The sequence below is a fragment of the Streptomyces roseofulvus genome, from assembly GCF_039534915.1.
GTDB lineage: Bacteria > Actinomycetota > Actinomycetes > Streptomycetales > Streptomycetaceae > Streptomyces > Streptomyces roseofulvus.
Genome location: NZ_BAAAWE010000001.1, coordinates 1020944 through 1047195, shown reverse-complemented (window position 1 = coordinate 1047195; position 26252 = coordinate 1020944). Strand labels below are relative to the sequence as shown.

Sequence of the window (26252 nt, the reverse complement as noted above, 5' to 3'; positions counted from 1 at the left end):
CCGCGTCCCCCATCGCGTCACGCTCACCGCTCACCCGCACCAGCCCGCCTGCGCACGGCCCGCTGACGGAGCCGAGCACCACCCGCGAGGAACCCATGAACTCCGAAACGCTTCTGGCGCGCATCTACAGCCTCGACACCACAGCCGGCGCCCCGGCCCTGCCGGCTCCCCTTCCCGAGCCGCCCGGCGGACCGCACCCCCGCGCGGCCGACGCGGACGAAGCGGAGGAGTTCGTACGCCTCCACCACGGCGAGCATCCGGACCAGCCCGTCCACCTCACGACACGGCTGCGGCGGATACGCGAGGAGATCGACGAGACCGGGACCTACACCCACACCTCCGACGAGCTCGTCTTCGGCGCCCGCGTCGCCTGGCGCAATTCCAGCCGGTGCATCGGCCGGCTGTACTGGAAGAGCCTGCGCGTCCTGGACCGCCGCGGGGCCACCACCGCCGACGAGCTGCACCGGCACCTGTGCGACCACCTCCGCCAGGCCACCAACGGCGGTCGCATCCGGCCGGTCATCTCCGTCTTCGCCCCCGACACTCCCGCCGGCCGGGCCCCGCGGGTGTGGAACGACCAGCTCATCCGCTACGCCGGTCACCGGCAGGACGACGGAGCCCTCGTCGGCGACCCCGCGTACGCGGACTTCACGGAGGCCGTGAAGCGCCTCGGCTGGCAGGCGCCCGGAGGGGCCTGGGACGTCCTGCCGTGGGTCATCGAGACCGACCGGGACGGGCCCCGGCTGTTCGACGTTCCCCGGGACCTCGTCCTCGAAGTCCCCCTCACGCACCCCGACCGCCCGGACTTCGCCGACCTCGGCCTCCGCTGGCACGCCGTCCCGGCGATCTCGAACATGCGGCTGCGGATCGGCGGCGTCGACTACCCCCTCGCGCCCTTCAACGGCTGGTACATGGGCACCGAGATCGGCGCCCGCAACCTCGTCGACACCGACCGGTACGACCTGCTGCCCGTCATCGCCGACCACCTCGGCCTCGACACCGGCAGCGAGGCCACCCTCTGGCGGGACCGCGCCCTGGTCGAACTCAACGTCGCCGTCCTGCACTCGTTCACCGAGGCCGGCGTCAGGATCAGCGACCACCACACCGAGTCCCGGCACTTCATGACCCACCTGGCCAGGGAGGAGAAGCAGGGCCGAGGCGTCCCCGCCGACTGGACGTGGATCGTGCCCCCCGTCTCCGGCGGCATCACCCCGGTCTTCCACCGCTACTACGAGGACGCCGACCAGCGTCCGAACTTCTACCTCGACGACGACGCCAGGGCCCGCGGCAGGGGCGGCTGCCCCTTCGGACACGGCTGACTAGGCCGTCTCTTTCGGATCATGCCGGGCTCGCGACGCCTGGCACGCACCCTCGCGGCGTTGTCGTCAGTCGCCAACGCTCCGCGTTGTCTCCCTCCTCCGCCTTGCGAGCGCACGCACCAGACGCCGCTCCCTGATCCGGCCTGATCCGAAAGAAACGACCTAGCCGTCGTCGGTTCCGGAGGCGCACGCGCCCCGCGCGCGGAACGGTTCCGACAACTGGGCCAGATAGCCCGACGGATAGCCGGGCTTGGCCGCGATGCCCAGATCCGCGCTGGAGAAGCGCCGGCCGGGGTCGAAGCAGTACGTGCCGAGCATCCGGTCCCACACCAGCGTGAACAGACCGAAGTTGACGTCGCCGACACCGGCCCACTTCAGGTGGTGGAAGCGGTGACCCTCGTTGAGCGACAGCACGTACCGCAAGGGCCCGACCCGGTAGTCGGCGTTGGAGTGCTGCAGGAGCAGCTGGACGGCCACCGCCAGGGACAGGGCCGCCGCGACGTCCACCGGCATGCCGGCGACCAGCAGCGGAGCGACACCCGCGGCCAGTTCCACGCTCTGGTGCAGCGGATGCTTCATCAGCCCGTTGAAGCCGTAGAAGCGTTTCACCGAGTGGTGCACGGCGTGGAACCGCCACAGCAGGCCCACCTTGTGGCTCGCGAAATGGACCAGGGTGATCCCGGCATCGGCCACCAGCACCGCCGACAGCACCTGCAGGGCGAACGGCCACGAGGAGGGCCACACGTCCACGACCGTCACGACGGAGGCGAGCACCGGCAGGGCCGCGACGCTCCCGAGGATCAGCGCCTCGTTCACGACCGCGTGGACGACGTCCCTCCGGCGATCGGCCAGGGGGTCGTTCCACTCCACGGCATAGGGAAGGAGGCGCTCGGCCGCGAACGACGCCGCCACGGCGGCGCCGAGCAGGGCGAGCAGCCACACCTTCGACGCGCCGGCGGCCACGAGCGCGATCCCCGCGCCGTTCACGCCGACCAGCAGAAAGGGGACGTATCCATAGCGGATGAGGTTGCCGACCATGGCGTCAGGGTGCGCCCGCGCGCCCCGGGCCGCTTGGACGGATCCGCTGCGGACTCGGCTCCCACCGGACGTCACGGAGGAGCTGCGAGGGAGCCATGCCGAACATCTCGTGGACGACCCGCGTGAGGTGCGAGCTGTCGCAGAAGCCCGCACCGCACGCCGCCTGGGTCAGCGTCGCCCCCGCGCGCACGAGCTCGATCGCCCGCCGGATCCGGGCCCAGCGCACGTAGGCCGGGAAGGGCAGCCCGAGTTCCTCGGCGAAGAGGTGCCCGAGCCGGCTGGGCGAGAGGTGCAGCGCCGTCGCCACCTCCTCCAGGGAGACCGGCCCGTGGAGACGGGAGCGGACCCGGTCGACGGCGCGGCCGACCGCCGGATGGGGAGCCGCGGCCGTACGCCCTCCGGCCGGCGCGTCCGGCGACCACCCGGCCCCGGCGGCGGACACCCAGTCCGTGACGCGATCGCCCGGCGCGCAGGGAAAGCGTGACCGCAGGGCCCGCCCCGAGCGCGAATCGGAGTCGTAGTAGACCACCGTCCCCTGGGCGTCCTCGGCGTGCAGGGAGTGTGTGGCCCGGGACGGGATGACGGCCGCCGAGACGGCGAGCCTCCCGCCGTAGCGGTCGGCCAGTTCCACGGTGCCGGACCGTACGATCACCAGCTGCACCGCCGCGTGGGCGTGGGCGTGTGTCGTCCCCAGCCTTCCCCGGAACCGCAGCCGCCCGGCTTCCAGCACGACCGAGCCGTTCCAGCGCTCCTCCACCGGCACCCCCTGAGGTCGGTCGGGACACGACGGTCGGCCCCCTAGCGGCCTTCCCGCGCGACGCGCCCGCCGAACGGCGCGTTCCCGCCGTCCGATCCGGTCCCCCGCGCCGACGGCTCCGTCACGGTGGTCGGCCGGAGTCTCAGTCCTCGTGCGGCGCCAGCACCGCGCGCAGGGCCGCCACCGCGTGGGCGCGGTGGTCGTCGAGCCATCGGACGGCGGCGTCCGTGTCGTACGCGCGGAGGGCGGAGAGGACGGCGCGGTGTTCGTGGAGGGCCTGGTCGCGATGGTCCGGGTCGGTGTAGTAGAGGGAGCGGTAGGCGTCCGTGGCGTCCCAGAGCGTGGTGATCATCCGGATCAGGCGGGGCATGCCGGATGCCTCGACGAGCGTGAGGTGGAAGCGCCGGTTGGCCTCGGCCATGGCCGTCACGTCGCCCGCCCGGGCGGCCCGTTCGACCTCGTCCTGGATGTCCTCCAGGGTCGCGGTGAGGCCGTCCGGTGCGAGCGCCACGGCCCGGACGACCGCCTCGGTCTCCAGGAGGGTGCGGATCCGGTAGACCTCCTCCAGGTCGGCCAGGGAGAGCTCGGCGACGAAGTAGCCGCGGTGCACGTGGTGGACGACCAGGCCCTCGGCCTCCAGGGTCTTGAGCGCCTCCCGGAGCGGGACCCGGCTGACTTCGAGACGGGCGGCGAGCGCGTCCTGGCGGATGGGCGCGCCCGGGCGGAGCTCTCCACTGGTGATGGCACTCCGCAGCTCCTCCAGGACGAACTGCTGGGCCGTCCGGGGCCGTCGCCTCTCCACCGCGCCGCTCATCGATCCGACCTTCCCTCCACGCCACCTGCGCGCCGGCGACCCCGGTGGCCGTCGGTGACCGTCATCTTCCTATGGATCAGCGGCCCGCCGCCGGGTTGTCCACAGGCGGGATTCCGGCCACCACCTCGGCGGTGTGCTCGCCGAGCCGCGGGGGAGCGGAGCGGTACGAGGGCGGGGTGGCGCCGAGGCGGACCGGGTGGGCGACCTGGCCGGGGCCGGCGGCCTCCTCGGGGAGCCGGGCCCCGAGGCCGAGCCGGTCGGCCAGCGCGAAGGCCCCCGCCAGGTCGTTGATGGGCCCGCACGGCACGCCGGCCGCGGTCAGCTCCTCGAACCAGGCGTCGGCCGTGCGGGCCGCGAGCGGGCCGGCGAGCTCCGCGGTCAGCGCCTCGCGGTGGGCGACGCGGGCCGTGTTGGTGGCGAACCGCGGGTCCTCGGCCAGCCCGGGCCGGTCGATCCGCGCGCACAGCGCCCGGAACTGGCGGTCGTTGCCGACCGCGAGGACCAGCGGGCGGTCCCGCGCCTCGAAGACCTCGTACGGAGTGATGCTCGGGTGCCGGTTGCCCATGGCGCGTGGGACGACCCCGGCGCCGAGGTGCGCGGCGGCCTGGTTGGTGAGGGCGGAGAGCAGCGAGCCGAGGAGCGAGACCTCGACGTGCTGCCCCTCGCCGGTGCGCTCGCGGTGGCGCAGCGCGGCGAGCACCCCGAGTCCGGCGTGCAGTCCGGTGATGACGTCGACGAGCGCGACCCCCGCCTTCGTCCCCTGTCCGCCGGGCTCGCCGGTGACGCTCATCAGGCCGCCCATGGCCTGCACGAGGAGGTCGTACCCCGGCAGCGCCGCACCCCCGTCGGTGCCGAATCCGGTCACCGAGCAGTACACGAGCTCCGGGTTGGTGCGGCGGACCTCCTCGAAGCCGAGGCCCAGCCGCTCCATCGTGCCCGGGCGGAAGTTCTCCACGAGGACGTCCGCCCGGTCGACGATCGCCCGCGCCGCGGCCAGGCCGTCCGGATCGGTGAGATCGAGCGCCACGGACCGCTTGTTGCGGTTGACCCCGAGGAAGTACGTGGCCTGCCCGTCGGCGAACGGCGGGCCCCAGGCGCGGGTGTCGTCACCCCCGTCCGGCCGCTCGATCTTGATCACGTCCGCGCCGAGGTCGGCAAGGAGCATGGTCATGTACGGGCCCGCGAGGACGCGGCCGAAGTCGGCGACGACGACGCCGGAGAGGGCGCCGGGGCCGGGCTCCCGGGGGTGGTCCGTGTGCATTCCGCGCTCCCTCGGTGGGCGGGCCGGTGGCAGGGGATCCAGGAGATCGGAGATTGGATCCAATCGGGACCGTAGCGGGCGGGGACCGGAATCTCAATACTGGATCCAAAATCCAATCTGCGGCTACGCTTCGGCACGCCACGCCGAGCACGACCCTCGTCACAGCCGCCAGGAGGCCGCCCGTGAAGTCCTCGCCGTCCAGCCCCACCCACCCCCTCGCCCTGCTCGCCGTCGACGGCCTGCTCAGCGACGAGGAGAAGGAGATCCGCGCCACCGTCCGCACCGTCGCGGACCGCGAGCTGCGCCCGCACATCGCCGGCTGGTTCGAGAAGGGCGAGATCCCGGCCCGCGAACTCGCCCGGACGCTCGGCGAGCTGGGCGTGCTCGGCATGCACCTGGACGGGTACGGCTGCGCCGGGACCAGCGCGGTGGCGTACGGCCTCGCCTGCATGGAGCTGGAGGCGGTCGACTCGGGCCTGCGCTCGCTGGTCTCCGTGCAGGGCTCGCTCGCGATGTACGCGATCTGGAAGCACGGCTCCGAGGAGCAGAAGCAGCGGTGGCTGCCGAAGATGGCGGCCGGCGAGTACATCGGCTGCTTCGGGCTGACCGAGCCCGACGCCGGCTCCGACCCGGGCGCCATGCGGACCCACGCGAAGCGGGACGGCACGGACTGGATCCTCAACGGCACCAAGATGTGGATCACCAACGGCTCCGTCGCCGACGTCGCCGTGGTCTGGGCCCGCACCGAGGAGGGCGTCCGCGGCTTCCTCGTCCCGGCCGGCACCCCCGGTTTCAGCGCCCCCGAGATCACGATGAAGCTGTCGCTGCGGGCCAGCGTCACCGCCGAACTGGTGCTGGAGGACGTCCGGCTCCCCGCCGACGCGATGCTGCCCGGCGCCCGCGGTCTCTCCGGACCGCTCGGCTGCCTCAACGAGGCCCGGTTCGGCATCGTCTTCGGCGCCCTCGGCGCCGCCCGCGACTGTCTGGAGAGCGCGCTCTCCTACGCGAAGGACCGGACCGTCTTCGCCCGCTCCCTCGCCTCGTACCAGCTCACCCAGCAGAAGCTCGCGGACATGTCCGTCGAGCTCGGCAAGGGCATGCTGCTCGCCCTCCACCTCGGCCGGCTGAAGGACGCGGGCGAGATCACGCCCGAGCAGATCAGCGTGGGCAAGCTCAACAACGTACGCGAGGCCATCGCCATCGCCCGCGAGTGCCGGACCGTCCTCGGGGCCAACGGCATCACCCTGGAGTACCCGGTGCTGCGGCACGCCAACAACCTGGAGTCCGTCCTCACCTACGAGGGCACCAGCGAGGTCCACTCGCTCGTCATCGGCAAGGCGCTCACGGGCGAGCAGGCGTTCCGCTGACCCGGCCGGGCCAGGCGGAAGGGGCGGCCCGGCCGGGCCGCCCCGGGCCTCTCAGCCCTCGGTGACGCGCGCCAGGAACGCGTCCAGGTTCCCCATGGCACGCGCCACCCGGTCGGGCACGGACAGGGTCTCCTCGTGGCGCAGTCCGCGCAGCCTGGGGACGCGCTTGCCGCGCAGGTAGAGGGAGCACGCCAGGTCGGCACAGATGTAGACGCCGACCGTGTTCCCCTCCCGGCCGCGCGCCCCGGCCAGCGGGGCAGCGAGCAGCGTCACGCCCGAAGAGGCGTGCCCGGTCAGGCAGATCTGGCACAGGCTCGTCTTCACGGCGCTCGTCCGGCCCGTCGCCGGCACCCGCAGGGACACCCCCACGGGGCCGTCCTCCCGGCGCACCACCAGATGGGCCCGCAGCGGCGCCCCCGGATCCACCCACCCCAAGAAGTCCAGGTCCTCCCAGGGCGTCTCGGCGAAGTCCAGCGGCAGCTTCAGCCGCGCGGCGTCCCCCTTCGTCGCGTTCACGAACGACGAACGGATCTCTTTCTCAGTCAACGGTTCCACTCGTTGGACCGTACAGGCAGTTCCGGGGGCCGGGCATCCGGATATCTCCGGCCGCCTCGCCAGGCCCCCCGCGTCGGCCGCCCGGGCCTACGCCACCCACTCCGGCAGCGCCGGATCCGTGAACCGTCCCGGCGCCCCCTCCAGGGCCGCCGCGAGCCGCTCCGCCGCCGTGTCGTACCGCTCCTCGGGCAGGGTGTACGGGATCCGCAGCCGGTGCTCGTGCGTCCCGGGATCCACCCCGAACCGGGCCCCGCCCTCCACCCGCACCCCGTGCCGCAGCGCCCGCGCCGCCAACTGCGTCGCCACCGGCCGCCCGAGGTCGATCCAGAGGCACATCCCGCCCGGCGGCACCGTCCACCGCCACTCCGGCAGGTGCCGGGCCAGCGCGAGGCCCAGCGCCTCCCGGTTCCGCCGCAGCTCCGCCACGCGCGCGTGCACGATCGGATCCAGCCGTCGCATCAGCGCCACCGCCACCAGCTGGTCCAGCACCGAACCCGACAGATCGGCCGTGACCCGGGTCCGGGTCAGCTCCGTCACCACCCGCGCCGACGCCCGCACCCAGCCGACCCGCAGCCCGCCCCAGCAGCTCTTGCTCAGCGAGCCCACCGACACGACCTGCTCGCCGCCACCGGGCCCGGCCGCCGCCGCGAACGGCGCCGGGGCCGGCACGTCCAGCGCCATGTCGGTGAGCGTCTCGTCCACCACCAGCCACGTCCCCGTCGCCCGCGCCGCCCGCGCCAGCTCCCGCGCCTGCTCGCGCGGCATCAGCCGCCCCGTCGGGTTGTGGAAGTCCGGGATCAGGTACGCCAGCCGCGGCGCGGTCTGCCGCAGCGCCGCGTCCACCAGCCCCGTGTCCCAGCCGTGTTCGGTGACCGGCACCGGCGTCACCCGCATCCCCCGGCCCCGCATCGCGTCCAGGGCGTTGGTGTACGAGGGGTTCTCCGCCAGCACCCGGTCGCCCGGCCGCCCGAACTGGGCGAGCACCAGCGACAGCGCCTGCTGCGCGCCGGTCGTCACCAGGATCTGCTCGGGCCGGGTCGGCAGGCCCCGTGCGGTGTACCGCTCCGCCACCGCGGCCCGCAGCTCCGGCAGGCCGTACGGGTGGTAGCCCGGCGCGGTCGCGAACCGCGGCAGCTCCGCCGAAGCCTCCGCCAGCGCCTCCGCCAGCTCGGCCCCCGGCCCGTGCGGCGCCGCCAGGGCCAGGTCGATCACCTCGTCCGTCGGGGCCGGGTAGGGGCCGAGCGCGGTCGGCGCCTGCCCGTCCGGCAGCGCGGTCCAGGTGCCCGCGCCCCGCCGGCTGTGCGCGTAGCCGCTCTCGCGCAGCAGGTCGTACGCCCCCGTCACCGTCGTCCGGCTCACCTCCAGGACCTGCGCCAGCTCCCGCTCGGCGGGCAGCCGCAGCCGGAGCGCCACCCGGCCGTCGAGCAGCGCCTCGCGCACCGCCCGCGCCAGCTCGCGGTAGCCGAAGCGGCCCTCCGGCGGCGGCGTGAGCAGCGAGGCGAGCTGCCGCCCCGACAAGGTCCGGTCCGCGGTGTGGACCACGCGACCCTCTGCCATGCCAATCACTCCTCATTGGCTCTGCTGTCCAGGCCAATAAGGCTACAGACTCTCCGTCAGTGGCCTGGTGGCGTGGCCGGAGGGGCCCACCACCGGCCGCGTTCCCGACAGACCGGACCGAGAGGGGCACGACGATGACCACGCACTTCACCGACCGTGACGAGCGCCTGTGGCAGCGGCACGCGGAGGAGTCCGCCCGGCCGCTGCCGATGGGATCCTGGCTGCGCACCCTGCGCGGCACGCTCAGGAGCCGGCGGTCCGACCCCCGGACCGCGGAGGAGGCCACCTGACCGGCGGGGAGCGGGGACCTCAGGCCACGGGCTGACGCCCGGGGCCGGGGGCCGGCGGCGAGGCCGTGCCGGAGCCGGAGCCGGACGGGCTCAGCGGCGACAGCCCGGAGGACGAACTGGCCGACGCCGAGGTCCCGTCCGTGCCGTCGGTGGCGGTGTCCACCGCATCGGACGGCGTGTCCGTGTCCGAAGGGGAGTCCGACGGCGCGTCCGAGGGAGTGTCGGACGTCGGGTCGGAGGGGGAGTCCGACGGGGTGTCGGACGGCGACGACGTGTCCGTCGACGGGCTCGGCGTGGGCGTCGTCACCGTCGGCGAGAGCGTGGACGGGCACGGGGACGGCGTCACGCCGCCGCTCGGCGTCGGCGTCTCGCCCTCGGGCACCGTCACGCACGGCGTCGGCGAGGTCGGGGTGACCGACGGCGACGTGGACGACGGGGACGGGGAGGTCGTGGTCGGCGTCGGCCGGGGCGGCGGCGGGGTCGGCTTGTCGTGCCGGCCGGTGTCGCCGTGCTTCCGCGCGAACCACGCCTCGTCCTCGGGGTCGTACACCACGAACACGTTCACCACCGTCACCGACGGCGCCACCACCACGACCTGGGAGGCCTGGTAGTTCGGCCAGGGCGTGCCCGTGGTGCGCGGGTCCTTCTGCGCCACCGGCTCGGTCAGCGGGTTGCCGCAGGCGCACCGCACGCGGGGCACGCCCCGGCCGTCGACGAGGACCGCGGTCCCCGCCTGCAGGACCGCCTGGTACGCGGTGGCACCCCCCGACGTGTAGCCGTGGTTGGTCACCCGGGTGTCGACCCGGAGCTGCAGCGGGGTCAGGGAGCGGAGGTAGCCCGGCACCGCGTCCGCCTCCAGGCCGAGGACCTCCGCGAAGGCGGCGTTCTTGGCGGGTTCGGCGGCGAGGTAGCGGATCTGCTTCTCGACGTCGCAGCTCGCCGACGCGCGCGTGCCGCCGTACAGCCCGGGTGTGGAACCCGAGACCCGCGGGGTGGCGGTCTCGGCCGTACCGGTCCGCGGCGGCAGGGAGGCCGCCCCGGACGCGCTGTCCGCGCGGGCGGTGGAGGCCGTGAAGGGGTCGGGGCCGGAGGCGGAGGTGTTCTGCAGGAAGACCTCCCCGCTGCCGCCGGAGCCGGCGGTGTCGCCCTTGTCGTCCGACCGGCCGACAAGGAGCACGGTGAGCGCCGCGGCCGCGACGACGACGGCGGTGAGCGAGGCGACCTTCGGCACCGAACGCCACCACGGCGTCCCGCCGCCCTTCCCGTCACCGGGCCCGCCCCCGGTGCCTCCGCCCCCACCCCCGCCACCCCCGCCGCCGGAGCCGTCGTGCGGCGGCTCCGGCGGGGAGGGAGGACCGGCGACTCCGGGGCGGGTGGCCTGGCCGGACAGCGGACCCGAGGGCGGTCCCGTGGGCGGGCCGGCGGGAGGGACCGACGGCGGGCCGGACGGCGGCGGTGGGGAAGTCACGTTGTGTCCCTTTCTTCCGTTCGGCGCCATTCTCGGCGCCGGACGCGCGGCCCGCACCCGCACCCGCGGACTCAGTCGGTCCGCGCGTGCTCCACCGTGCAGGTGGCGGTGTTCGCGGGGCACCAGTGGGTGCGGCCTCCGACGAGGCGGAGCTGGAGATCGGCGTCGGCCATGCCGGCGCGGTCGAGGGCGGTGCGGAGTTCGCCCGGGGCGGGCTGGGGAGGGAGCCCGAGGACGTCGATGAGGATGACGCCCTTGCGGGCGTCGACCGAGGCGATCTGCCAGGCACCGGACGCGGCCCAGCGCTCGGCGACGGGCCCCGCGTCGGCGGCCAGCGCCCGGTCGCGGGCGACCGCGATCGTCCCCGTCGTGAGCGGGACAGCTACCAGCAGGACCACGGCCCCGACCGCCACGACCGTCCGGCCGTGGAACGTCCCGACCGTCAGCCCGGCCTCGCGGGCCGCGTCGCGGACGCGGTAGCCCAGGAAGACGAGGGTGCCGGTGGCGACGATCGCGGCCACGTTGGTCGCGAAGAGCAGCGCGGACTCCCCGGCGTCGTGGTAGCGCTCCACCGCGATCAGCAGTCCCGTCACGGCCAGCGGCGGGACCAGCGAGATGGCGATGGCGACGCCCGGCAGGGCGTCGGAGATGTCGGTACGGACGAGGGCGAACGCGCCGACCGTCCCGGTGGCCAGGGCCGCGAAGAGGTCGATCAGGCGCGGGCTGATCCGGGAGGACACCTGGCTGTTGGTGGCGAACGCGTCCGGGGGCGAGACGATCCAGCCCAGCAGCATCCCGATGCACACCACCGCCACCGCGCCGCCCAGCACCAGCAGCGCGCTGCGCACCACATGGGCCCGGTCCGCGAGGACCAGCGCCAGCGCGGTCCCGAGGATCGGCGTCATCAGCGGGGCCACGATCATCGCGCCGATGACGGTGGCCGTGGAGTCGCCGACCACGCCGGCGCCCGCGATGACCGCGGCCAGCACCAGCAGCACCCAGAACCGGGTGGAACCGGGGCTGCGCCAGTCGCGTGCGATGAAGAGCGAGTCGGCCATCCGGCGGGCGGCCGCCGCGTCGACTTTCCCCACTGCGGCGGCCTTTCGACGAGGAGTGGTCATCGGTCCGGGACGCCGGTCAGGCGAGCAGCTTCGCCTTGGCCCGCTCGTACTCGGCGTCGGTGAGCGCGCCCTTCTCCTTCAGCTCGGCGAGCCGGGCGAGTTCGGCGGCGCCGCCGCCCCCGCCGGAGGTGCCGGCGGCCTTGCGGACGTACTCCTGGAACGCGGCCTCGGACTCCTCGGCCTGCCTGACGTCGCGCCGGGTCATGCCGGTGCCGCGCGCGATGACGTACACGAGCACGCCGAGGAAGGGCAGCAGGATGCAGAAGGCCAGCCAGCCCGCCTTGCCCCAGCCGCTGAGCTCGTGGTCCCGGAAGATGTCGGTGACGATCCTGAACAGCAGGAAGAACCACATGATCCACAGGAAGAACCAGCACATGGTCCAGAACACATTCAGCAGCGGATAGTCGTCCATGTCTCCTCCGGCTCACCTCGGCCCGATGTCCGTTTCCGGAAGTATCAGATGATCTGGGGTGAGGTGCGAGTCGGGCCGGATCGCGCTCTGGTCCCGCCCCCGGCGCCGTGCTACCAAGAGGCATGCCGGCAGCTCTGGAGTTCTCGCGGGACGTGTACGACGCCGTCGTCGTCGGCGGAGGCCACAACGGCCTCGTCGCCGCCGCCTATCTGGCCCGCGCGGGCCGCTCCGTCCTCGTCCTGGAACGGCTCGGGCGCACCGGGGGAGCGGCGATCTCCACCCGGCCGTTCGCCGGGGTCGACGCCCGTCTCTCCCGCTACTCGTACCTGGTGTCCCTGCTGCCCGACACCATCGTCCGCGAGCTGGGACTGCGCTTCGCCGTGCGGAAGCGGACCGTCTCCTCGTACACCCCGGTCGTGCGCGACGGGCGGCCCACCGGGCTGCTGGTCGGCGGGGACCGCACCCGCGACTCGTTCGCGGCGCTGACCGGATCGGACCGCGAGCACGCGGCGTGGGAGGCGTTCTACGGCCGGATCCGGACGGCGGCCGGGCGGATCTTCCCGACGCTCACCGGACCGCTGCCGACCCGGGCCGAACTGCGGGCCAGGGTCGCCGACGACGCCACCTGGCGGATGCTGTTCGAGGAGCCCATCGGCGCCGCGATCGAGCGGCACTTCACCGACGACCTGGTCCGCGGGGTCGTCCTCACCGACGCCCTCATCGGCACCTTCGCCGGCGCCCACGATCCGTCCCTGGTGCAGAACCGCTGCTTCCTCTACCACGTCGTCGGCGGCGGCACCGGCGACTGGGACGTGCCCGTGGGCGGCATGGGCGCCCTGACCGACGCGCTCGCGGACGCGGCGCGCGGCGCGGGCGCGGAACTCGTCACCGGCCACGAGGCGATCCGGATCGACACGGACGGCGAGACCGCCGAGGTCGCCTTCCGCACCCGGGACGGCGAGGGCAGGGTCGCCGCCCGCCAGGTGCTCGTCAACGCCTCGCCGCAGGCCCTCGCCGGCCTCCTCGGCGACACGCCCCCCGCCCCGGCGGAGGGCTCCCAGCTCAAGGTCAACATGCTGCTGCGCCGCCTGCCGCGGCTCCGCGACCGGGCCGTCGACCCCCGGCAGGCGTTCTCCGGGACCTTCCATGTCGCGGAGGGATACGCCCAGCTGGAGGCCGCGCACCAGCAGGCCGCGGCCGGCCGGCTCCCGCTCGCACCGCCGTCGGAGATCTACTGCCACTCCCTGGCCGACCCGTCGATCCTCGGCCCCGAACTCGCCGCCCGGGGCTACCAGACCCTCACCCTCTTCGGACTCCACACCCCGGCCCGGCTCTTCCCCGCCGGCGCCGCCCACGACGCGACCCGCGACGCCCTCCTCAAGGCCACCCTCGCCGAACTCGACGCCCACCTCGACGAACCGATCGCCGACTGCCTGGCGGTCGACGCCGAGGGGCGGCCCTGCGTCGAGGCCAAGACCCCGCTGGACCTGGAGCGCGAACTGCGCCTCCCCGGCGGCCACATCTTCCACCGCGACCTGTCCTTCCCGTACGCGGACGGCACGACGGGACGCTGGGGAGTGGAGACCGCGCACCCGAACGTGCTGCTGTGCGGCGCGGGGGCGGTCCGCGGCGGCGGGGTCAGCGGCATCCCGGGGCACAACGCGGCGATGGCCGCCCTCGGCCGCTGACCGACGACGGGTCCCCCCGAAGGGTGCCACCCGTGTCCCTGTCCCGACCGCCGAGGCGCTGACGTGCCGGGTGGGCGGCGGCCTGGTACCACACTCCGGCCGGACCCGGCTCCGGGGCCCGTCACCCGATCGATCGCAGGAAGGCGCGGGTCCGTTCGTGTTCCGGTGCGTCGAGGAGGTCGGCGGACGGGCCGGATTCGAGGACGCGGCCGCGGTCGAACATCAGGATCCGGTCGGAGACGTCGCGGGCGAAGCCCATCTCGTGGGTGACGCAGAGCATCGTGATGTCGGTGCCGGCGGCGACGTCCCGCAGCACGTCCAGGACCTCCGCCACCAGTTCCGGGTCGAGCGCCGAGGTCACCTCGTCCAGCAGGAGGAGGTCCGGGCGCATCGCGAGGGCGCGGGCGATGGCGACGCGCTGTTGCTGGCCGCCGGAGAGCCGGGTGGGGTGGGCGTCCTCCTTGTCGTCGAGCCCGACGAGGCCGAGGAGGTCCCGGGCGCGGGCGGCGGCCTCGTCCGCGTCGAGGCCCAGGACGTGCCGGGGCGCCTCCATGACGTTCGCCAGGACGCTCATGTGCGGGAAGAGGTTGAACTGCTGGAACACCATGCCGATGCGCCGGCGGCGCGGGGCGAGATGCCGCTCGTCCGCCGGGACGAGGGCGCCCCCGCGGCCGGACGGCATGTGCGAGAACGGCTCCCCGTCCAGGTGGATCACGCCGTCCGTGACCCGCTCCAGGGTCATGAGGAGCCGCAGGATGGTGGTCTTCCCGGAGCCGCTCGGCCCGATCAGGGTGACGCGCTCGCCCGGCGCGACCGCGAGGTCGAGGCCGTCGAGGACGGTGTGGTCCCCGAACCGTTTCGTCACACCGGCGAACCGGACCTTCTCCGCGGCCTTCCCGGCGACCGCCCCGGGCGTGGGATCAGTGGGCAAGGCGGGCCTCCATTCGGCGGACGAGCAGGGACGTCGGCCAGCTCGCGAGCAGGAACACGGCGGCGGCCAGGGTGAAGCTCTCCAGATAGGCGAAGTGGGTGCTGCCGAAGGTGCTCGCCTCGCGGACCATCTCGTCCACCGTGACGACCGAGAGGAACGGCGTCTCCTTGAACATCGAGATCGCGTAGTTCCCGAGCGACGGCAGCACCTTCCGTACGGCCTGCGGCAGGATCACGGCCCGCCACACCCGCCGCCGCGGCAGCGACAGCGCCGTGCACGCCTCCCACTGCCCCTTCGGTACGGCGTCGATGCCGGCGCGGTACACCTCGGACAGGTACGTCGCGTAGTGCAGGCCCAGGACCAGGACGCCGAGCGTCAGCGCGTCCAGGCCCGGCACCAGCACCCAGGCGGCGAAGAGCTGCACCAGCACCGGCGTCGAGCGCACGAACGCGGCCAGCGCGCCCACGGGCAGCGCGATCCACCGGACGCCGGACCGCTGGAGCAGGGCGACGCCGAGCCCGGCGACCACGGCCACGGCGAAGCCCAGGACCGTGGCGAGCAGGGTGACGCCGAACCCGGACAGCACGACGGGCAGCGCGGCGCGCGCCGCGTCCATGTCCCACATCACGCACCACCGCCCGCGGTGCCGAGCCGTGCCTTCGCCCGGCGCTCCAGCGCGTTCATGCCCGCCCCGAGGAGCGCGGCGACGGCGAAGTACACCAGGAGCAGCAGCAGATGGGCGGCGGCCGTGCCGCCCGTCGCGGCGCGCAGCTGGTCGACCTGGAAGGTGAGGTCGGCGACGGTGACCAGGGACAGCAGCGGTGTCGCCTTGAGCAGCTGGATCAGCAGGTTCTTGAACGGCGGGATCATCAGCGGGTACGCCTGGGGCAGCACGATCCGCCGGAGGCGGAGCCCCGGCCCCATGCCCAGCGCGATCGCGGCCTCGGTCTGCGCGGCGGGGACGGCGGCGATCGCGCCGCGCACCACCTCGGCCCCGTACGCCCCGTAGTTGAGGCCGAAGGCGAGCACTCCGCAGGCCATCGGCTCCAGCCGGAAGCCGAGCATCGGCAGCGCGAAGAACAGCCAGAACAGCTGCACGTACAGCGAGGTGCCGCGCAGGAACTCGACGACGGCACGGGCGCCGCCGCGGACGACGAGGAGGCGGGAGCGGGCGGCCAGGCCCAGGGCGAAGGCGACGAGCAGCGCGACGGCCGCGCCGAGCGCGGTGGCCTCCAGGGTCACCAGGAGCCCTTCGCCGATCGCCGGGAGGGACCGGCCCAGCTCGGAGAGGAAGACGGCCATGCCGGAGCCCGTCACCCCGCGCACAGGTCCGCGGTGCGCAGGGTGCGCGGCGGCACCTCGCGCTCGGTGAAGCCGTACCGGCCGATCAGCCGGACATACCGGGCCGGGTCGCCGGTGATCCGGGCGAGCTCGGCGTCGAACGCCTTCCGCAGAGAGACGGCGCCGGTCCGGAAGACGGCGCCGCCGGCGCTGTACTGCTTCACCCCCTCGACCTCCGGCCCGAACGGCTCCAGGACCTCCACGGCGGCGTCCCCGTTGGTGCGGGCGAGCCAGCGCAGCGAGATGCCGGTGAGGGCGAAGGCGTCGATCCGGCCCGCGAGCAGGGCGTCGAGTCCGTCCTGCTGCTTGGCCACGGCCACCAGGGAGCCGTCCGGGACGCCCGCCGCCTTCGCGTACGACGTCTCCACCGCGGCGGTGAGGACGCCCACGCGGACCCGCTTCCCCGCGCACGACTCCAGGTCGCTGAGGCCCTTCGGGTTGCCCCGGCGGACCATGAGCGCGGTGGGGGACACGAACTCGGGCTCGGAGAAGGCGACTTTGCCGCAGCGCTCGGGTGTGATGGCCAGGCCCGCGCTCACCACGTCGAACCGGCCGGCCAGCAGTCCGGGGATCAGCGTGCCGAAGTCGGTGAGGGTGGGCCGGAGTTCGGGGACGCCGAGGGCGGTGAAGATCTCCCGGTGCAGCGTGGGCGCCTCTCCGGCGAGTTCGCCGCCGTCCTGGAAGCCGTACGGCGCCTCGCCGGCGAAGCCCACCCGGACGTGGCCCTGCTTCCGCAGCCGCTCCAGCAGGTCCGCGTCGCCGGCGGGGGCGCCGGTGCCGGCCTCCGTCCGGCTGCACGCGGTGAGCAGTCCGGGCACGGCGACGGCCCCGACGAGGAGGTGTCTGCGGGAGAGGTGCGGGGTCATGGGCGTCCTTTCGCGGGGGAGGGGGCGGGGCGGCGGGTCAGCCGATCGGGGTGGTGTCCCGGGCGGCGATGAACGAGGGGCGCCGGACGGGCGCGGCAAACGGCAGCTCCGGCGCGTTCTCGACGCTGTTGAAGACGAGGAAGACGTTGCTGCGGGGGAAGGGGGTGATGTTGTCGCCGGAGCCGTGCAGGGCGTTGCAGTCGAACCAGACGGCGGACCCGGCGTCGCCGGTGAAGTGCTGGATCCCGCACGCCTCGGCGAAGGTCGTGAGCGCCTTCGGCGAGGGCGTGCCGGCGTCCTGCATGCGCAGCGACTGCTTGTAGTTGTCCTTCGGAGTCGCGCCGGCGCAGGCGAGGAAGGTGCGGTGCGAGCCGGGCATGATCATGAGGCTGCCGTTGGTGGTGTAGTTCGGGGTCAGCGCGATCGACACCGACACGGTCCGCATCAGGGGCAGTCCGTCCTCGGCGTGCCAGGTCTCGAAGTCTGAGTGCCAGTAGAAGCCGCTGGCGCCGAAGCCGGGCTTGACGTTGATCCGGGACTGGTGGATGTAGACGTCGGAGCCGAGGATCTGCCGGGCCCGGTCCACCAGCCGCGGGTCGGCGGCGAGCCGGGCGAACACCTCGCTGATCCTGTGCACTTCGAAGACGGACCGGATCTCCTGGGAGCGGGGTTCCACGATCGCCCGCTCGTCCTCGCGGAGCCGGGGGTCGGTGACCAGCCGGTCGAGTTCGGCGCGGAGTTCGGTCACCTCGTCGGGGGTGACGAGGGCGTCCACGGCGAAGAACCCGTTGCGCTCGTACTCCTCCAGCTCGCGCGGCCAGAACGGCCCGGGCGTGTTCGGTTCGGACCAGACGACGGGCTCCTTGCGGAAGACGAGGGCCTCCTCGGTGCCGCGGGTGGGGTACGGGTCGACGGGGCGGGCGGGAGCGGTGGTCATCGCGGTGCGGGCCTTTCTCGTACGTACGGGGAGGTGCGGTCGATGCGGGGGCGTCAGGCGTCGCCGGGTTCGGTGAGCAGCGGGTAGACGCCGTTCTCGTCGTGGTCCTCGCGGCCGGTGACCGGCGGGTTGAAGACGCACAGGCAGCGGAAGTCGGACTTCACCCGGAGGGTGTGCCGTTCGTGGCCGTCGAGGAGGTACATGGTCCCGGGGACGATCGGGTACGTCGTCCCGCTCTCGTGGTCGGTGAGTTCGGCCTCGCCCTCGGTGCAGACGACGGCCTCGACGTGGTTGGCGTACCACATGGCGGTCTCGGTCCCGGCGTACAGGACGGTCTCGTGGAGGGAGAAGCCGACGCGTTCGCGGGCGAGGACGATGCGCTTGCTCTCCCAGGTGCCGGAGGCGGAGCGCACGTGCCGTTCGGTGTTCTCCAGCTCGGCGAAGGTGCGGACGATCACGGAGGTGGCCTTTCGTGCGGGGCGGTCAGGCGGTCAGGCGGTGTGGCGGACGGCGCGGGCGAGGATGCCGAGGCCCTCGTCCAGTTCGTCGTCGGTGACGGTCAGCGGGGGCAGCAGCTTGACGACCTCGTCGCCGGGTCCGGACGTCTCCACGAGAAGGCCGAGTTCGAAGGCGCGCCGGCAGACGGCCCGGGCACGCTCGCCGTCGGCGAACTCCACTCCCCAGACGAGACCGCGCCCGCGCGGGGCGGTCCCGGCGCCGAGCTCGCCCAGGGCGGCCTCGACGGTGGCTGCCCGCCGGAGGGTGCGGTCGCGGAGCGCGGTGTCGCGCCAGTAGGTGTCGAGGGCGGCGGTGGCGGTCACGAAGGCGGGGTTGTTGCCGCGGAAGGTGCCGTTGTGCTCGCCGGGCTCCCAGACGTCGAGTTCGTCGCGGAACAGGCAGAGGGACATGGGCAGTCCGTAGCCGCTGATGGACTTGGAGAGGGTGACGACGTCCGGCGTGATGCCGGCCTCCTCGAAGGAGAAGAACTCGCCGGTGCGCCCGCAGCCCATCTGGATGTCGTCGACGATGAGGAGCATGTCCCGGCGGCGGCACAGGTCGGCGAGGCCGCGCAGCCACTCGGCGCGGGCCGCGTTGACGCCGCCCTCGCCCTGGACCGTCTCGACGATGACGGCGGCCGGGTGGTCGAGGCCGGAGCCGGAGTCCTCCAGGAGCCGCTCGAACCAGAGGAAGTCCGGGACCCGGCCGCCGAGGTAGTGGTCGTACGGCATCTGCGCGGTGTGGCTGAGCGGCACGCCGGCCCCGGCGCGTTTGCCGGCGTTGCCGGTGAGCGCCAGCGAGCCCAGGGACATGCCGTGGAAGGCGTTGGTGAAGGAGACGACGGTCGTCCGGCCGGTGACCTTGCGGGCGAGCTTCAGCGCCGCCTCGACGGCGTTGGTGCCGGTCGGGCCCGGGAACATCACCTTGTAGGGGAGGGCGCGCGGGGCGAGGACGGTGGAGCGGAAGGTCTCCAGGAAGCGTCGCTTCGCCGTCGTCGACATGTCGAGGCCGTGGGTGATGCCGTCGCCGCCGAGGTAGTCGAGGAGGGGGCGCTTGAGGGCGGGGTTGTTGTGGCCGTAGTTGAGCGAGCCGGCGCCGGCGAAGAAGTCGAGGAACGGGCGGCCGTGCTCGTCGAACAGGCGGCTGCCGGAGGCGCGTTCGAAGACGGTGGGCCAGGAGCGGCAGTAGCTGCGTACCTCCGACTCGACGGTCTCGAAGACGGTGGGTTCGGTGTCGGCGATGAGCGTCATGCGGGACTCCAGTACGTGGGGGAGCGGCGGTGGGGGGCGGGCGGCCGGCGGCTCAGAAGGCCAGCGGCGCGATGCGGTGCAGCACCTCGGCCTCGTGGCCGGGGGCCGGGAAGGCGGCGGACGGGAAGAGGACGGTCCGGCGCACGCGGGCGCCGTGGCGCCGGGCGTAGGCGCTGAACAGGCGCTCCGAGGCGAGGTTGCCGGGGGTGATGGTGGTCTCGACGGCGTCGAGCGGGCCCGTGCGGGCGACGCGCTCGGAGAGGTGGTCGAGGAGCGCCCCGGCGATGCCCTGCCCGCGGTGCGCGGCGTCGACGGCGACCTGCCAGACCAGCAGCGTCCCCGGCGCGTCGGGGCGCAGGTAGCCGGTGACGAAGCCGACCGGCCGCCCGTCCGCGGCGCGGGCGACGGCGGACGTCCCGGCGAAGTCGCGGCACCACAGCAGGTAGCTGTAGGAGGAGTTGATGTCGAGGGTCCTGGACGCCCGTGCGAGCCGCCAGAGTTGGGCGCCGTCGCCGACGCGGGGGCGCCCGACGGTCCATTCCCGGGCGGAGACCGGCGCTGCGTCCCGGACGTGTTCCGGTGCTGTGTGAGCTGGGGTCATGGGCGCCGAAGTTACCCAGCGCAGCGGCGAACTTCCTCGCCCGGAGGGGTTCCGGAAGGGACGGATCCGTGTTATGCCCGCCCGGCGATGGACCGGCCGCCGGACGATCATCCCGAAGATTGCGGGGGTGAAAAAGACATCAAACCGGGACAGAAGTTTCTTTTATAACGACGACGTAACACCTTCGGTCCGTGTCGTGGGGCTGTCGGAGCGTTATCGGATCGCCGGTCAGGAGCCCGTTTGGGGGCGCCGGAACCGGTTAGGGATGCCCCTATGGGATCGTGTTCACACAGCGTCACCAGTGCCGCGGCGGACGGCCGCCGGCCCTCCGGACGGCCGCCATCCGCAGGCGGAGCCGCCCGCGCCGGACTAGCGTGGGCAGCGTGAGCAGTCGGCTCCCCACCCCGCCCCCCGCCGCCGGACCGGGCACCCCCGGCACCCCGGGCGGCGCCCCCGCCCGGACGGGTCTCCGCATCGCCGTCCAGGCCCTCGCCGCCGTCGTCGCCGGCTACGTCGCCATGGGCGTCACCGCCGCCCTCGGCCTCTGGGCCGCCGGCGCCGCCGACCTCCCCGGAGGCTTCGCCGCCGTCCTCGCCGCCGTCGTGGTCATGGCCGCCGGCGGCCAGGTCGAGATCACCGGCTCGGCCGGCGCCTTCGCCGGCACCGAGGGCGAACTGACCGCGATGCCCCTCACCGTCACCCTCGTCGGCGCGCTCGTCACCGGCGCCGTCTTCCTCCGCCCGCTCCGCCACCACGCGGTGGCCCGGGCCGGCGACCTCGCGGCCCGGGCCGCGGCCGTCGTCGTGCTGTGGCTGGCCGCGCTCGCCGGGCTCTGCGCCGTCGCCCGCCACGACTTCCCCCTCACCCTCGACGTCGGCGACCCCCAGGAACCCCTCACCGACCTCTTCGGCGACCTCCTCGACGCGACCGACCCCACCGTCGGCTTCCGCGCCGTCGTCGGAGCGACCCTCGGCTACGGCCTCCTGTGGATCCTCGGCGTCCTCCTGATCGCCCTCCTCGTCTCCCGCGGCAGCGCCCTCCCCGCGCGCGTGCTGCGCCACCAGGAGGCCGTCCGGCCCGCCGCCTCGGCGATGCTCCTGCTGCTCCTCGCCTACGTCGCCGTCGGCCTCGTCATCGGCCTGGTCGTCGCCGCCACCAAGGGGCACGCCGCCGAGACCTTCGCCGTCCTCCTCCTCGGCCTGCCCAACGTCAGCTGGCTCGCCCTCGGCGTCGGCATCGGCGGCTCCTGGCAGGGCACGGTCGAGGGCCCCTTCGGCCTCCCCATGCCGCAGATCCTCGACGCCGTCCTGCGCGGCGGCGACGGCACCGGGCTGTCCACGGTGGACCTGTCCTCGCTCGCCGCCGAGGACGGACGCGCCTGGTGGCTGCTGCCCGTCGCCGCCGTCCTCGTCCTCGCCGCGGCCTTCGTCGCCGCCGTACGCAGCCCGGCCCGCGTCCGGCCCTGGCAGCACGCCCTGCACGTCGGCGTCGCCTTCGCCCTCACCCTGCTCGCCGTCGCGCCCCTCACCCTCGTCGAGGCGCGCTTCGGCCTCTCGATCCTCGGCATCGGCGACCTCGCGGCCCTGGGCGGCGAGGTCGTGCTCCGGCCCGACGTGTGGCGGACGGCCGGCCTCGCCCTCCTCTGGGGTCTCGTCGCCGGCTTCCTCGGCGGCCTCCTCGCCACCCGCACCCGCCACCACGGCCGGCTCCCGTCCGAGGACTGAAGCCGTCCGGCGTCCCCCGTGGGCCGTCTCCTCGCGGGCGCACGCACCGGACGCCGCCCCCTGATCCGGCCCGATCCGAAGGAGACGACCTACGCCCCGAGCCGCCGGAACACCGGCCGCGCCCACCCCGGCGGCTCCGGCGGCGGACCCGGCGCGCGCCGTCCCGTCCCCGTGGCCGCGACCGGACCGCCCGGCACGCGCGCGAGGGCCGCCCGCAGCTCCGCGACGAACTCCAGGCACGTCCCGTACCGCTCCTCCGGCGTCTTCGCCAGCGCCCGCGCGAAGACCGCGTCCGCCGCCTCCGGCAGCCCCGGCCGGTGCTCGGCCAGCGGCGGGGGAGGGTCGTACTGCTGCGCCCACAGCACCGCCCAGTCGGTGTCCCGGCGGAACGGCGGCACCCCGCACAGCGTCTCGAAGACCACGCACGCGAGGCTGTACACGTCGCAGCGGCCGTCCACCGGCTTCCCCGAGATCTGCTCCGGCGCCACGTAGTCCAGCGTCCCCACGAACTCGCCCACCGTCGTGAACCCGGTCAGCGACAGCGACTTCTTCGTCAGCCCGAAGTCCGTGAGGTAGACGTGCTCCGGATGCTCCCTGTCGGTGCCCTCCGCGACCAGGATGTTCCCCGGCTTCACGTCCCGGTGCACCAGGTCGTGCGCGTGCGCCGCGTCCAGCGCCGACGCCACCTGCGCCGCGATCCGGCCCGCCGTCGCCGGCGGCAGCGGGCCCTCCCGGGCCAGCAGCGCCACCAGGTCCTGCCCCGCCACGTACCGCATCGCGATGTACAGGACCCCCTCCGTCTCGCCCGCCTCGAAGACCGGCACGATGTGCGGGTGGTCGATCGACGCCGCCACCCGCGACTCGTGCGCGAACCGCTTCCGGAAGGTGTCGTTGCGGGCCAGCTCGGGGGCCAGCAGCTTCAGCGCCACCGTCCGGCCGAGCCGCAGGTCCCGCGCCCGGTACACGACCGCCATCCCGCCGCGCCCGATCTCGGCCTCCACCCGGTAGCCCGCGATCTCCTTGCCGACGAGCCCCGACGGCCGCCCCGCCGGCAAGCCGGTCTCCCGCGCCCCGCCCGCGCCCGCCATCAGCGTCCGTCCTCGGCGTCGGGCGGCAGGCCGACGACCCGGGTCGGTGGCGGCCCGGCCGCCACCGCCGGATCGACCTGCGGCACCACCTGCGTCGGCTCGTACCCGACGGGCGCCGGCCGCGCCTCGGGGACGGGCTCGGTCTCCGGCACGGGCTCGGTCTCGGCCTCTTCCGGCACGGCCTCCGCCTCGGCATCCTCCGGTACGGGCTCCGCCTCGGCCTCCGGCGTCCCGGCCCCCGCCGCCGTCCGGGAGGGCCCCGACGAGGCCGCGTACGTCGTCAGGCCCACCCCGTCGCAGTACACCCAGCGCTCGTGCTCCGCGTCGTACAGCCAGACCGACTCGCCGTCCACGACCATCCCGACCCGCAGCCCGCGCGTGCGCCGCCGGAACGTCTCGCCGTCCGCCCGGCCCGCCGCCAGCTCCTCCACCGCCCGCCGGTACCGGCCCAGGGCGTCCTCCGCGCGCGCGATGAGGGGGCGCGGATCGGCCGTCCGGGCGAGCGCGGAACCGGCCGCCGGCGGATCGTCGGGGACCGCGACGAGCAGGCGCGCGTCCACCCACGCCTGCCAGCCGTTGGAGCACAGCACCCGCCCCCAGTCACCCGTGCGCTCCACGAGCCGCACCGGCAGGAAGGCGTCCAGCGGGACCGTCGGGAAGCCCGGGTCCGGCGCCTGCCAGGCGGACAGCCCGCCGCGCGGCACGACGTGGGTCGGCCGGAAGTCGGTCGCGTAGCCGGCATCGGATCCGATATCCGATGCCGAGTCGGGAACGGTCACAGCCCCACCTCCTGATCGCGGTCAGCGGCGCATGACGACGGGTTCGTGGCGGCGCAGCAGCCGGGCCACGGCCAGCCCGAGCGCCAGACAGAGCACGACCAGCATGCCCATGTCGAAGAGCCAGGCCGACGCCGTGTGGTCCATCAGCGGATCGGCCGTCTTCGCGCTCGGCGCCACCGCCCCGATGTCGATCGTCGCGCCCATCGCGGCGAACGCCCACCGCGACGGCACCAGCCAGGCCAGCTGCTCCAGGACCGGGGTCCCGCGCACGCTCAGCAGCGCCCCGCAGAACACCACCTGGACGATCGCGAGGAGGACGAGCAGCGGCATCGTCACCTCCTCCTTGCGGACCAGCGCCGACACCAGCAGCCCGAGCATCATCGCGGTGAACGCCAGCAGGGCGACCGCCAGCGTGATCTCGATCAGCGGGGGCATCAGCACGCCCTTGCCGTCGGGCACGTTCAGCGGCACCCCGACCAGGGCGACCAGGGTCAGCACCACCGCCTGGACGACGGTCACCGTGCCGAGGACGACGACCTTGGAGGCGAGGTAGGCGGAGCGGGACAGGCCGACGGCTCTCTCCCGGCGGTAGATCGAGCGCTCCTTCACCAGCTCGCGGACCGCGTTGGCCGCGCCGGTGAGGACGCCGCCGACGCACAGGATCAGCAGCACGTTGAGGGTGGACTCGGGGCCCAGGCTGCCCTCGGAGAGGGCCCGGGCCATGGCGCCCATCACGAACGGCAGGGCGACCATGATGGCGAGGAAGGTGCGGTCGGCGGCGAGCGCGGCGGAGTAGCGCCGCACCAGGGTGCGCAGCTGCCCGCCCCAGCTCTGCGGCTTCGGCGGCGGCGCGTGGGCGGACGCGGGCGCTCCCGCGGCCCCGTCGCCGCCGGCCCCGGGCGCGTACGGCCGGACCGTCGCGTCCTCGATGTACCGCCGGTGGAAGCGGGAGTCCCGGTACTGCCCGGCCCAGTCCCGGTCCCGTTCGGTCTCGAACGCCTCGAACGCCTCCGGCCACTGGTCGAAGCCGAAGAAGGACAGGGTGTCGCCGGGCGGCCCGTAGTAGGCGACCCGGCCGCCCGGGGCGAGGACGAGGAGCCGGTCGCACACGTCCAGGCTGAGCACGCTGTGGGTGACCACGACGACGGTGCGGCCGTCGTCGGCGAGCCCGCGCAGCATGTGCATCACCGAGCGGTCCATGCCCGGGTCGAGGCCGGAGGTCGGCTCGTCGAGGAAGAGCAGGGACGGTTTCGTCAGCAGTTCGAGGGCGACGCTGACCCGCTTGCGCTGCCCGCCGGACAGGCTGTGGATCGGCTGGTCGGCCCGCTCGGTGAGCCCCAGTTCGCCGATCACCTCCGCCACGCGCGCGTGCCGCTCGGAGGCCGCGGTGTCGCCGGGGAAGCGGAGCTCGGCGGCGTACGAGAGGGCGCGCCGGACGGTCAGCTGCAGGTGCAGGATGTCGTCCTGCGGGACGAGCCCGATGCGCTGGCGCAGCTCGGCGTAGTCCCGGTAGAGGTCGCGGCCGTCGTAGAGGACGGTGCCCCGGTCGGCGGGCCGCTGGCCGGTGAGCGCGCCGAGCAGCGTGGACTTGCCGGCGCCCGACGGGCCGACGACCGCGAGCAGCGTCTTCTCGCCGACGGGGAAGGACACCCCGTCGAGGAGGGTCTTGCGGCCGTGGTCGACGGTGACGGCCAGTTGCTGCACGTCGAGGGAGATCTCGCCGGTGTCGGTGAACTCGACGAGCTGCCCGCCCGCCAGACAGAACGCGCTGCGGCCGATGCCGACGATGTCGTCCGCCGTGACCCGTACCGGCTCGACCACGGGGCGCCCGTTGAGGAAGGTGCCGTTGTGGCTGCCGAGGTCGTGGATCCAGTAGGTGCCGTCGGGGCGCGCGACGAGTTCCGCGTGGTGGCGGGAGACCACCAGATCGGCGACGACGACGTCGTTGTCCGGCGCCCGCCCGATCCGGACGGTGTGCTCCGGCAGCGGCCGCACCGCCGTCGGCCGCCGGAAGGTCCCGGTGGCCCCCGGCCGCGACACCCCCGCGGGCCGCGCCGCACCCGCGTGCGGACGACCTTCTGGTACGAGCTCCGCGTCGGCGGCGATCGCGGAGGAGCCGGGTGGGGGGCCGGCGTCCCGTCCGGCCGCGGGGCGGCGCTCGGGAGGCGGCGGGGGAGGGGGCTCGGCCGGGGGTGCGGCGAGCACCGCGCGGGGCCCGTCCTGCGGGTGCCCGAAGCGGACCACGGTGCCCGGGCCGACGACCCGGGGCAGCCGCACCCGGACGCCGTCGGCGTAGGTGCCGTTGGTGCTGTCCTCGTCGGCGAGCGTCCACTGGCCGCCGTCGGCGCGCAGCACCGCGTGGTGCCAGGACGCCCGGGCGTCCGTGAGCACGACGTCGCTGGTGGGGTCACGCCCGACGCGGTAGACGCGGCCCGGGTCCATCCGCGTCGTCACCCCGTCGACGAGCAGGACCAGGCCGGGTGCGGCGGGCGCGACCGGCCGCTCTCCCATGCGTGAATCCTATCCGCCGGGGCCCGCGCCCGCCCGGCGTCCGGGCCCGGGGCGGGCTGCGGCACGCCGGTAGGGTGGG

At 74.3% G+C, this 26252-nt stretch carries 25 protein-coding genes; 5 read left to right on the top strand and 20 right to left on the bottom strand.

The genetic code is table 11. The features are described 5' to 3' along the window. Positions 1-95: 95 nt before the first annotated feature. Entirely contained in the window at positions 96-1319 is a 1224-nt protein-coding gene (locus ABFY03_RS04795; protein ID WP_319012938.1) for a nitric oxide synthase oxygenase, read from the top strand. Between the two features lie 162 nt (positions 1320-1481). On the opposite strand, the gene ABFY03_RS04790 is transcribed toward ABFY03_RS04795, so the two are convergent. The 4 genes from ABFY03_RS04790 to ABFY03_RS04775 form a co-directional block, all read right to left on the bottom strand. Further along, a complete protein-coding gene (locus ABFY03_RS04790; protein ID WP_319012937.1) occupies positions 1482-2357 on the bottom strand; it encodes a sterol desaturase family protein in 876 nt (291 codons plus the stop codon). Between the two features lie 4 nt (positions 2358-2361). Next, positions 2362-3114, bottom strand: coding sequence for a helix-turn-helix transcriptional regulator (locus ABFY03_RS04785; RefSeq protein ID WP_346169264.1), 753 nt, complete (start codon positions 3112-3114; stop codon positions 2362-2364). Positions 3115-3256: 142 nt separating this feature from the next. After that, a complete protein-coding gene (locus ABFY03_RS04780) occupies positions 3257-3928 on the bottom strand; it encodes a GntR family transcriptional regulator (protein ID WP_319012935.1) in 672 nt (223 codons plus the stop codon). Positions 3929-4004: 76 nt separating this feature from the next. Continuing rightward, the gene (locus ABFY03_RS04775; protein ID WP_346169263.1) at positions 4005-5189 is read right to left on the bottom strand and encodes a CaiB/BaiF CoA transferase family protein; all 1185 of its coding nucleotides are present in this window, start codon (positions 5187-5189) and stop codon (positions 4005-4007) included. A 182-nt stretch (positions 5190-5371) separates the two neighbouring features. On the opposite strand from ABFY03_RS04775, the gene ABFY03_RS04770 reads away from it, so the two are divergent. After that, entirely contained in the window at positions 5372-6556 is a 1185-nt protein-coding gene (locus tag ABFY03_RS04770) for an acyl-CoA dehydrogenase family protein (protein WP_346169262.1), read from the top strand. A gap of 51 nt (positions 6557-6607) precedes the next feature. On the opposite strand, the gene ABFY03_RS04765 is transcribed toward ABFY03_RS04770, so the two are convergent. Next, positions 6608-7111 carry an FBP domain-containing protein gene (locus ABFY03_RS04765; RefSeq protein WP_319012932.1) on the bottom strand — a complete coding sequence of 168 codons (504 nt, stop codon included), beginning with the start codon at positions 7109-7111 and terminating at the stop codon, positions 6608-6610. A gap of 87 nt (positions 7112-7198) precedes the next feature. Continuing rightward, positions 7199-8668, bottom strand: coding sequence for a MocR-like transcription factor YczR (yczR, locus tag ABFY03_RS04760; protein WP_319012931.1), 1470 nt, complete (start codon positions 8666-8668; stop codon positions 7199-7201). Between the two features lie 134 nt (positions 8669-8802). On the opposite strand from yczR, the gene ABFY03_RS04755 reads away from it, so the two are divergent. Then, a complete protein-coding gene (locus tag ABFY03_RS04755; RefSeq protein WP_346169261.1) occupies positions 8803-8958 on the top strand; it encodes a hypothetical protein in 156 nt (51 codons plus the stop codon). A gap of 19 nt (positions 8959-8977) precedes the next feature. Here ABFY03_RS04755 and ABFY03_RS04750 read toward each other — a convergent pair whose 3' ends face one another. The 3 genes from ABFY03_RS04750 to ABFY03_RS04740 form a co-directional block, all read right to left on the bottom strand. Then, complete coding sequence (locus ABFY03_RS04750) at positions 8978-10426, bottom strand: DUF6777 domain-containing protein (RefSeq protein WP_386723780.1); 1449 nt, start codon at positions 10424-10426, stop codon at positions 8978-8980. Between the two features lie 71 nt (positions 10427-10497). After that, a complete protein-coding gene (locus ABFY03_RS04745; protein ID WP_319012928.1) occupies positions 10498-11517 on the bottom strand; it encodes a DUF389 domain-containing protein in 1020 nt (339 codons plus the stop codon). 46 nt (positions 11518-11563) lie between these two features. Further along, the gene (locus ABFY03_RS04740) at positions 11564-11959 is read right to left on the bottom strand and encodes an SHOCT domain-containing protein (RefSeq protein WP_319012927.1); all 396 of its coding nucleotides are present in this window, start codon (positions 11957-11959) and stop codon (positions 11564-11566) included. 122 nt (positions 11960-12081) lie between these two features. Here ABFY03_RS04740 and ABFY03_RS04735 point away from each other — a divergent pair, with 122 nt between their 5' ends. Next, positions 12082-13647 carry a phytoene desaturase family protein gene (locus ABFY03_RS04735; RefSeq protein WP_346169259.1) on the top strand — a complete coding sequence of 522 codons (1566 nt, stop codon included), beginning with the start codon at positions 12082-12084 and terminating at the stop codon, positions 13645-13647. A gap of 121 nt (positions 13648-13768) precedes the next feature. Here the strand turns inward: ABFY03_RS04735 and ehuA are convergent, their stop codons facing one another. From ehuA to ectA, 8 genes are read right to left on the bottom strand one after another with little or no spacing between them, the layout of a single operon-like run. Next, a complete protein-coding gene (ehuA, locus tag ABFY03_RS04730) occupies positions 13769-14578 on the bottom strand; it encodes an ectoine/hydroxyectoine ABC transporter ATP-binding protein EhuA (protein WP_346169258.1) in 810 nt (269 codons plus the stop codon). Beyond that, positions 14568-15203, bottom strand: coding sequence for an ectoine/hydroxyectoine ABC transporter permease subunit EhuD (gene ehuD / locus ABFY03_RS04725; protein WP_319012924.1), 636 nt, complete (start codon positions 15201-15203; stop codon positions 14568-14570). Before ehuD ends, ehuA begins: the two co-directional genes overlap by 11 nt. Next, on the bottom strand, positions 15203-15880 hold the full coding sequence (gene ehuC / locus ABFY03_RS04720) for an ectoine/hydroxyectoine ABC transporter permease subunit EhuC (RefSeq protein ID WP_319012990.1): 678 nt from the start codon (positions 15878-15880) through the stop codon (positions 15203-15205). The genes ehuD and ehuC overlap by 1 nt, the downstream gene beginning before the upstream one ends. An 11-nt stretch (positions 15881-15891) precedes the next feature. Continuing rightward, the gene (ehuB, locus tag ABFY03_RS04715; protein WP_346169257.1) at positions 15892-16785 is read right to left on the bottom strand and encodes an ectoine/hydroxyectoine ABC transporter substrate-binding protein EhuB; all 894 of its coding nucleotides are present in this window, start codon (positions 16783-16785) and stop codon (positions 15892-15894) included. Between the two features lie 37 nt (positions 16786-16822). After that, the gene (gene thpD, locus ABFY03_RS04710; RefSeq protein WP_346169256.1) at positions 16823-17722 is read right to left on the bottom strand and encodes an ectoine hydroxylase; all 900 of its coding nucleotides are present in this window, start codon (positions 17720-17722) and stop codon (positions 16823-16825) included. A gap of 53 nt (positions 17723-17775) precedes the next feature. Next, positions 17776-18180 (bottom strand): ectoine synthase, encoded by a 405-nt coding sequence (locus ABFY03_RS04705; RefSeq protein WP_346169255.1) that lies wholly within the window; start codon positions 18178-18180, stop codon positions 17776-17778. A gap of 33 nt (positions 18181-18213) precedes the next feature. Next, positions 18214-19470, bottom strand: a complete 1257-nt coding sequence (gene ectB / locus ABFY03_RS04700) for a diaminobutyrate--2-oxoglutarate transaminase (protein ID WP_319012920.1) — start codon at positions 19468-19470, stop codon at positions 18214-18216. A gap of 52 nt (positions 19471-19522) precedes the next feature. Continuing rightward, positions 19523-20071 carry a diaminobutyrate acetyltransferase gene (gene ectA / locus ABFY03_RS04695; RefSeq protein WP_346169254.1) on the bottom strand — a complete coding sequence of 183 codons (549 nt, stop codon included), beginning with the start codon at positions 20069-20071 and terminating at the stop codon, positions 19523-19525. A 374-nt stretch (positions 20072-20445) separates the two neighbouring features. Between ectA and ABFY03_RS04690 the strand changes: the two genes are divergently transcribed. Then, a complete protein-coding gene (locus tag ABFY03_RS04690; RefSeq protein WP_386723779.1) occupies positions 20446-21795 on the top strand; it encodes a streptophobe family protein in 1350 nt (449 codons plus the stop codon). Positions 21796-21884: 89 nt separating this feature from the next. Here the strand turns inward: ABFY03_RS04690 and ABFY03_RS04685 are convergent, their stop codons facing one another. From ABFY03_RS04685 to ABFY03_RS04675, 3 genes are read right to left on the bottom strand one after another with little or no spacing between them, the layout of a single operon-like run. After that, positions 21885-22883 (bottom strand): serine/threonine-protein kinase, encoded by a 999-nt coding sequence (locus ABFY03_RS04685; protein WP_346169253.1) that lies wholly within the window; start codon positions 22881-22883, stop codon positions 21885-21887. Then, positions 22883-23662 carry a hypothetical protein gene (locus ABFY03_RS04680; RefSeq protein ID WP_346169252.1) on the bottom strand — a complete coding sequence of 260 codons (780 nt, stop codon included), beginning with the start codon at positions 23660-23662 and terminating at the stop codon, positions 22883-22885. Before ABFY03_RS04680 ends, ABFY03_RS04685 begins: the two co-directional genes overlap by 1 nt. Positions 23663-23683: 21 nt before the next feature. Next, positions 23684-26173, bottom strand: a complete 2490-nt coding sequence (locus ABFY03_RS04675) for an FHA domain-containing protein (protein WP_346169251.1) — start codon at positions 26171-26173, stop codon at positions 23684-23686. Positions 26174-26252: the final 79 nt, after the last annotated feature.

Excerpts from the sequence above, each read along its gene's own strand:
- ABFY03_RS04755 (WP_346169261.1), top strand. The coding sequence starts at position 8,803 with ATGACCACGCACTTCACCGACCGTGACGAGCGCCTGTGGCAGCGGCAC.
- thpD (WP_346169256.1), bottom strand. The coding sequence starts at position 17,722 with ATGACCACCGCTCCCGCCCGCCCCGTCGACCCGTACCCCACCCGCGGC.
- ABFY03_RS04740 (WP_319012927.1), bottom strand. The coding sequence starts at position 11,959 with ATGGACGACTATCCGCTGCTGAATGTGTTCTGGACCATGTGCTGGTTC.
- ABFY03_RS04795 (WP_319012938.1), top strand. The coding sequence starts at position 96 with ATGAACTCCGAAACGCTTCTGGCGCGCATCTACAGCCTCGACACCACA.
- ehuD (WP_319012924.1), bottom strand. The coding sequence starts at position 15,203 with ATGTGGGACATGGACGCGGCGCGCGCCGCGCTGCCCGTCGTGCTGTCC.
- ABFY03_RS04790 (WP_319012937.1), bottom strand. The coding sequence starts at position 2,357 with ATGGTCGGCAACCTCATCCGCTATGGATACGTCCCCTTTCTGCTGGTC.
- ectA (WP_346169254.1), bottom strand. The coding sequence starts at position 20,071 with ATGACCCCAGCTCACACAGCACCGGAACACGTCCGGGACGCAGCGCCG.
- ABFY03_RS04685 (WP_346169253.1), bottom strand. The coding sequence starts at position 22,883 with ATGGCGGGCGCGGGCGGGGCGCGGGAGACCGGCTTGCCGGCGGGGCGG.
- ehuC (WP_319012990.1), bottom strand. The coding sequence starts at position 15,880 with ATGGCCGTCTTCCTCTCCGAGCTGGGCCGGTCCCTCCCGGCGATCGGC.
- ectB (WP_319012920.1), bottom strand. The coding sequence starts at position 19,470 with ATGACGCTCATCGCCGACACCGAACCCACCGTCTTCGAGACCGTCGAG.
- ABFY03_RS04780 (WP_319012935.1), bottom strand. The coding sequence starts at position 3,928 with ATGAGCGGCGCGGTGGAGAGGCGACGGCCCCGGACGGCCCAGCAGTTC.
- ABFY03_RS04735 (WP_346169259.1), top strand. The coding sequence starts at position 12,082 with ATGCCGGCAGCTCTGGAGTTCTCGCGGGACGTGTACGACGCCGTCGTC.
- yczR (WP_319012931.1), bottom strand. The coding sequence starts at position 8,668 with ATGGCAGAGGGTCGCGTGGTCCACACCGCGGACCGGACCTTGTCGGGG.
- ABFY03_RS04675 (WP_346169251.1), bottom strand. The coding sequence starts at position 26,173 with ATGGGAGAGCGGCCGGTCGCGCCCGCCGCACCCGGCCTGGTCCTGCTC.
- ABFY03_RS04775 (WP_346169263.1), bottom strand. The coding sequence starts at position 5,189 with ATGCACACGGACCACCCCCGGGAGCCCGGCCCCGGCGCCCTCTCCGGC.
- ehuB (WP_346169257.1), bottom strand. The coding sequence starts at position 16,785 with ATGACCCCGCACCTCTCCCGCAGACACCTCCTCGTCGGGGCCGTCGCC.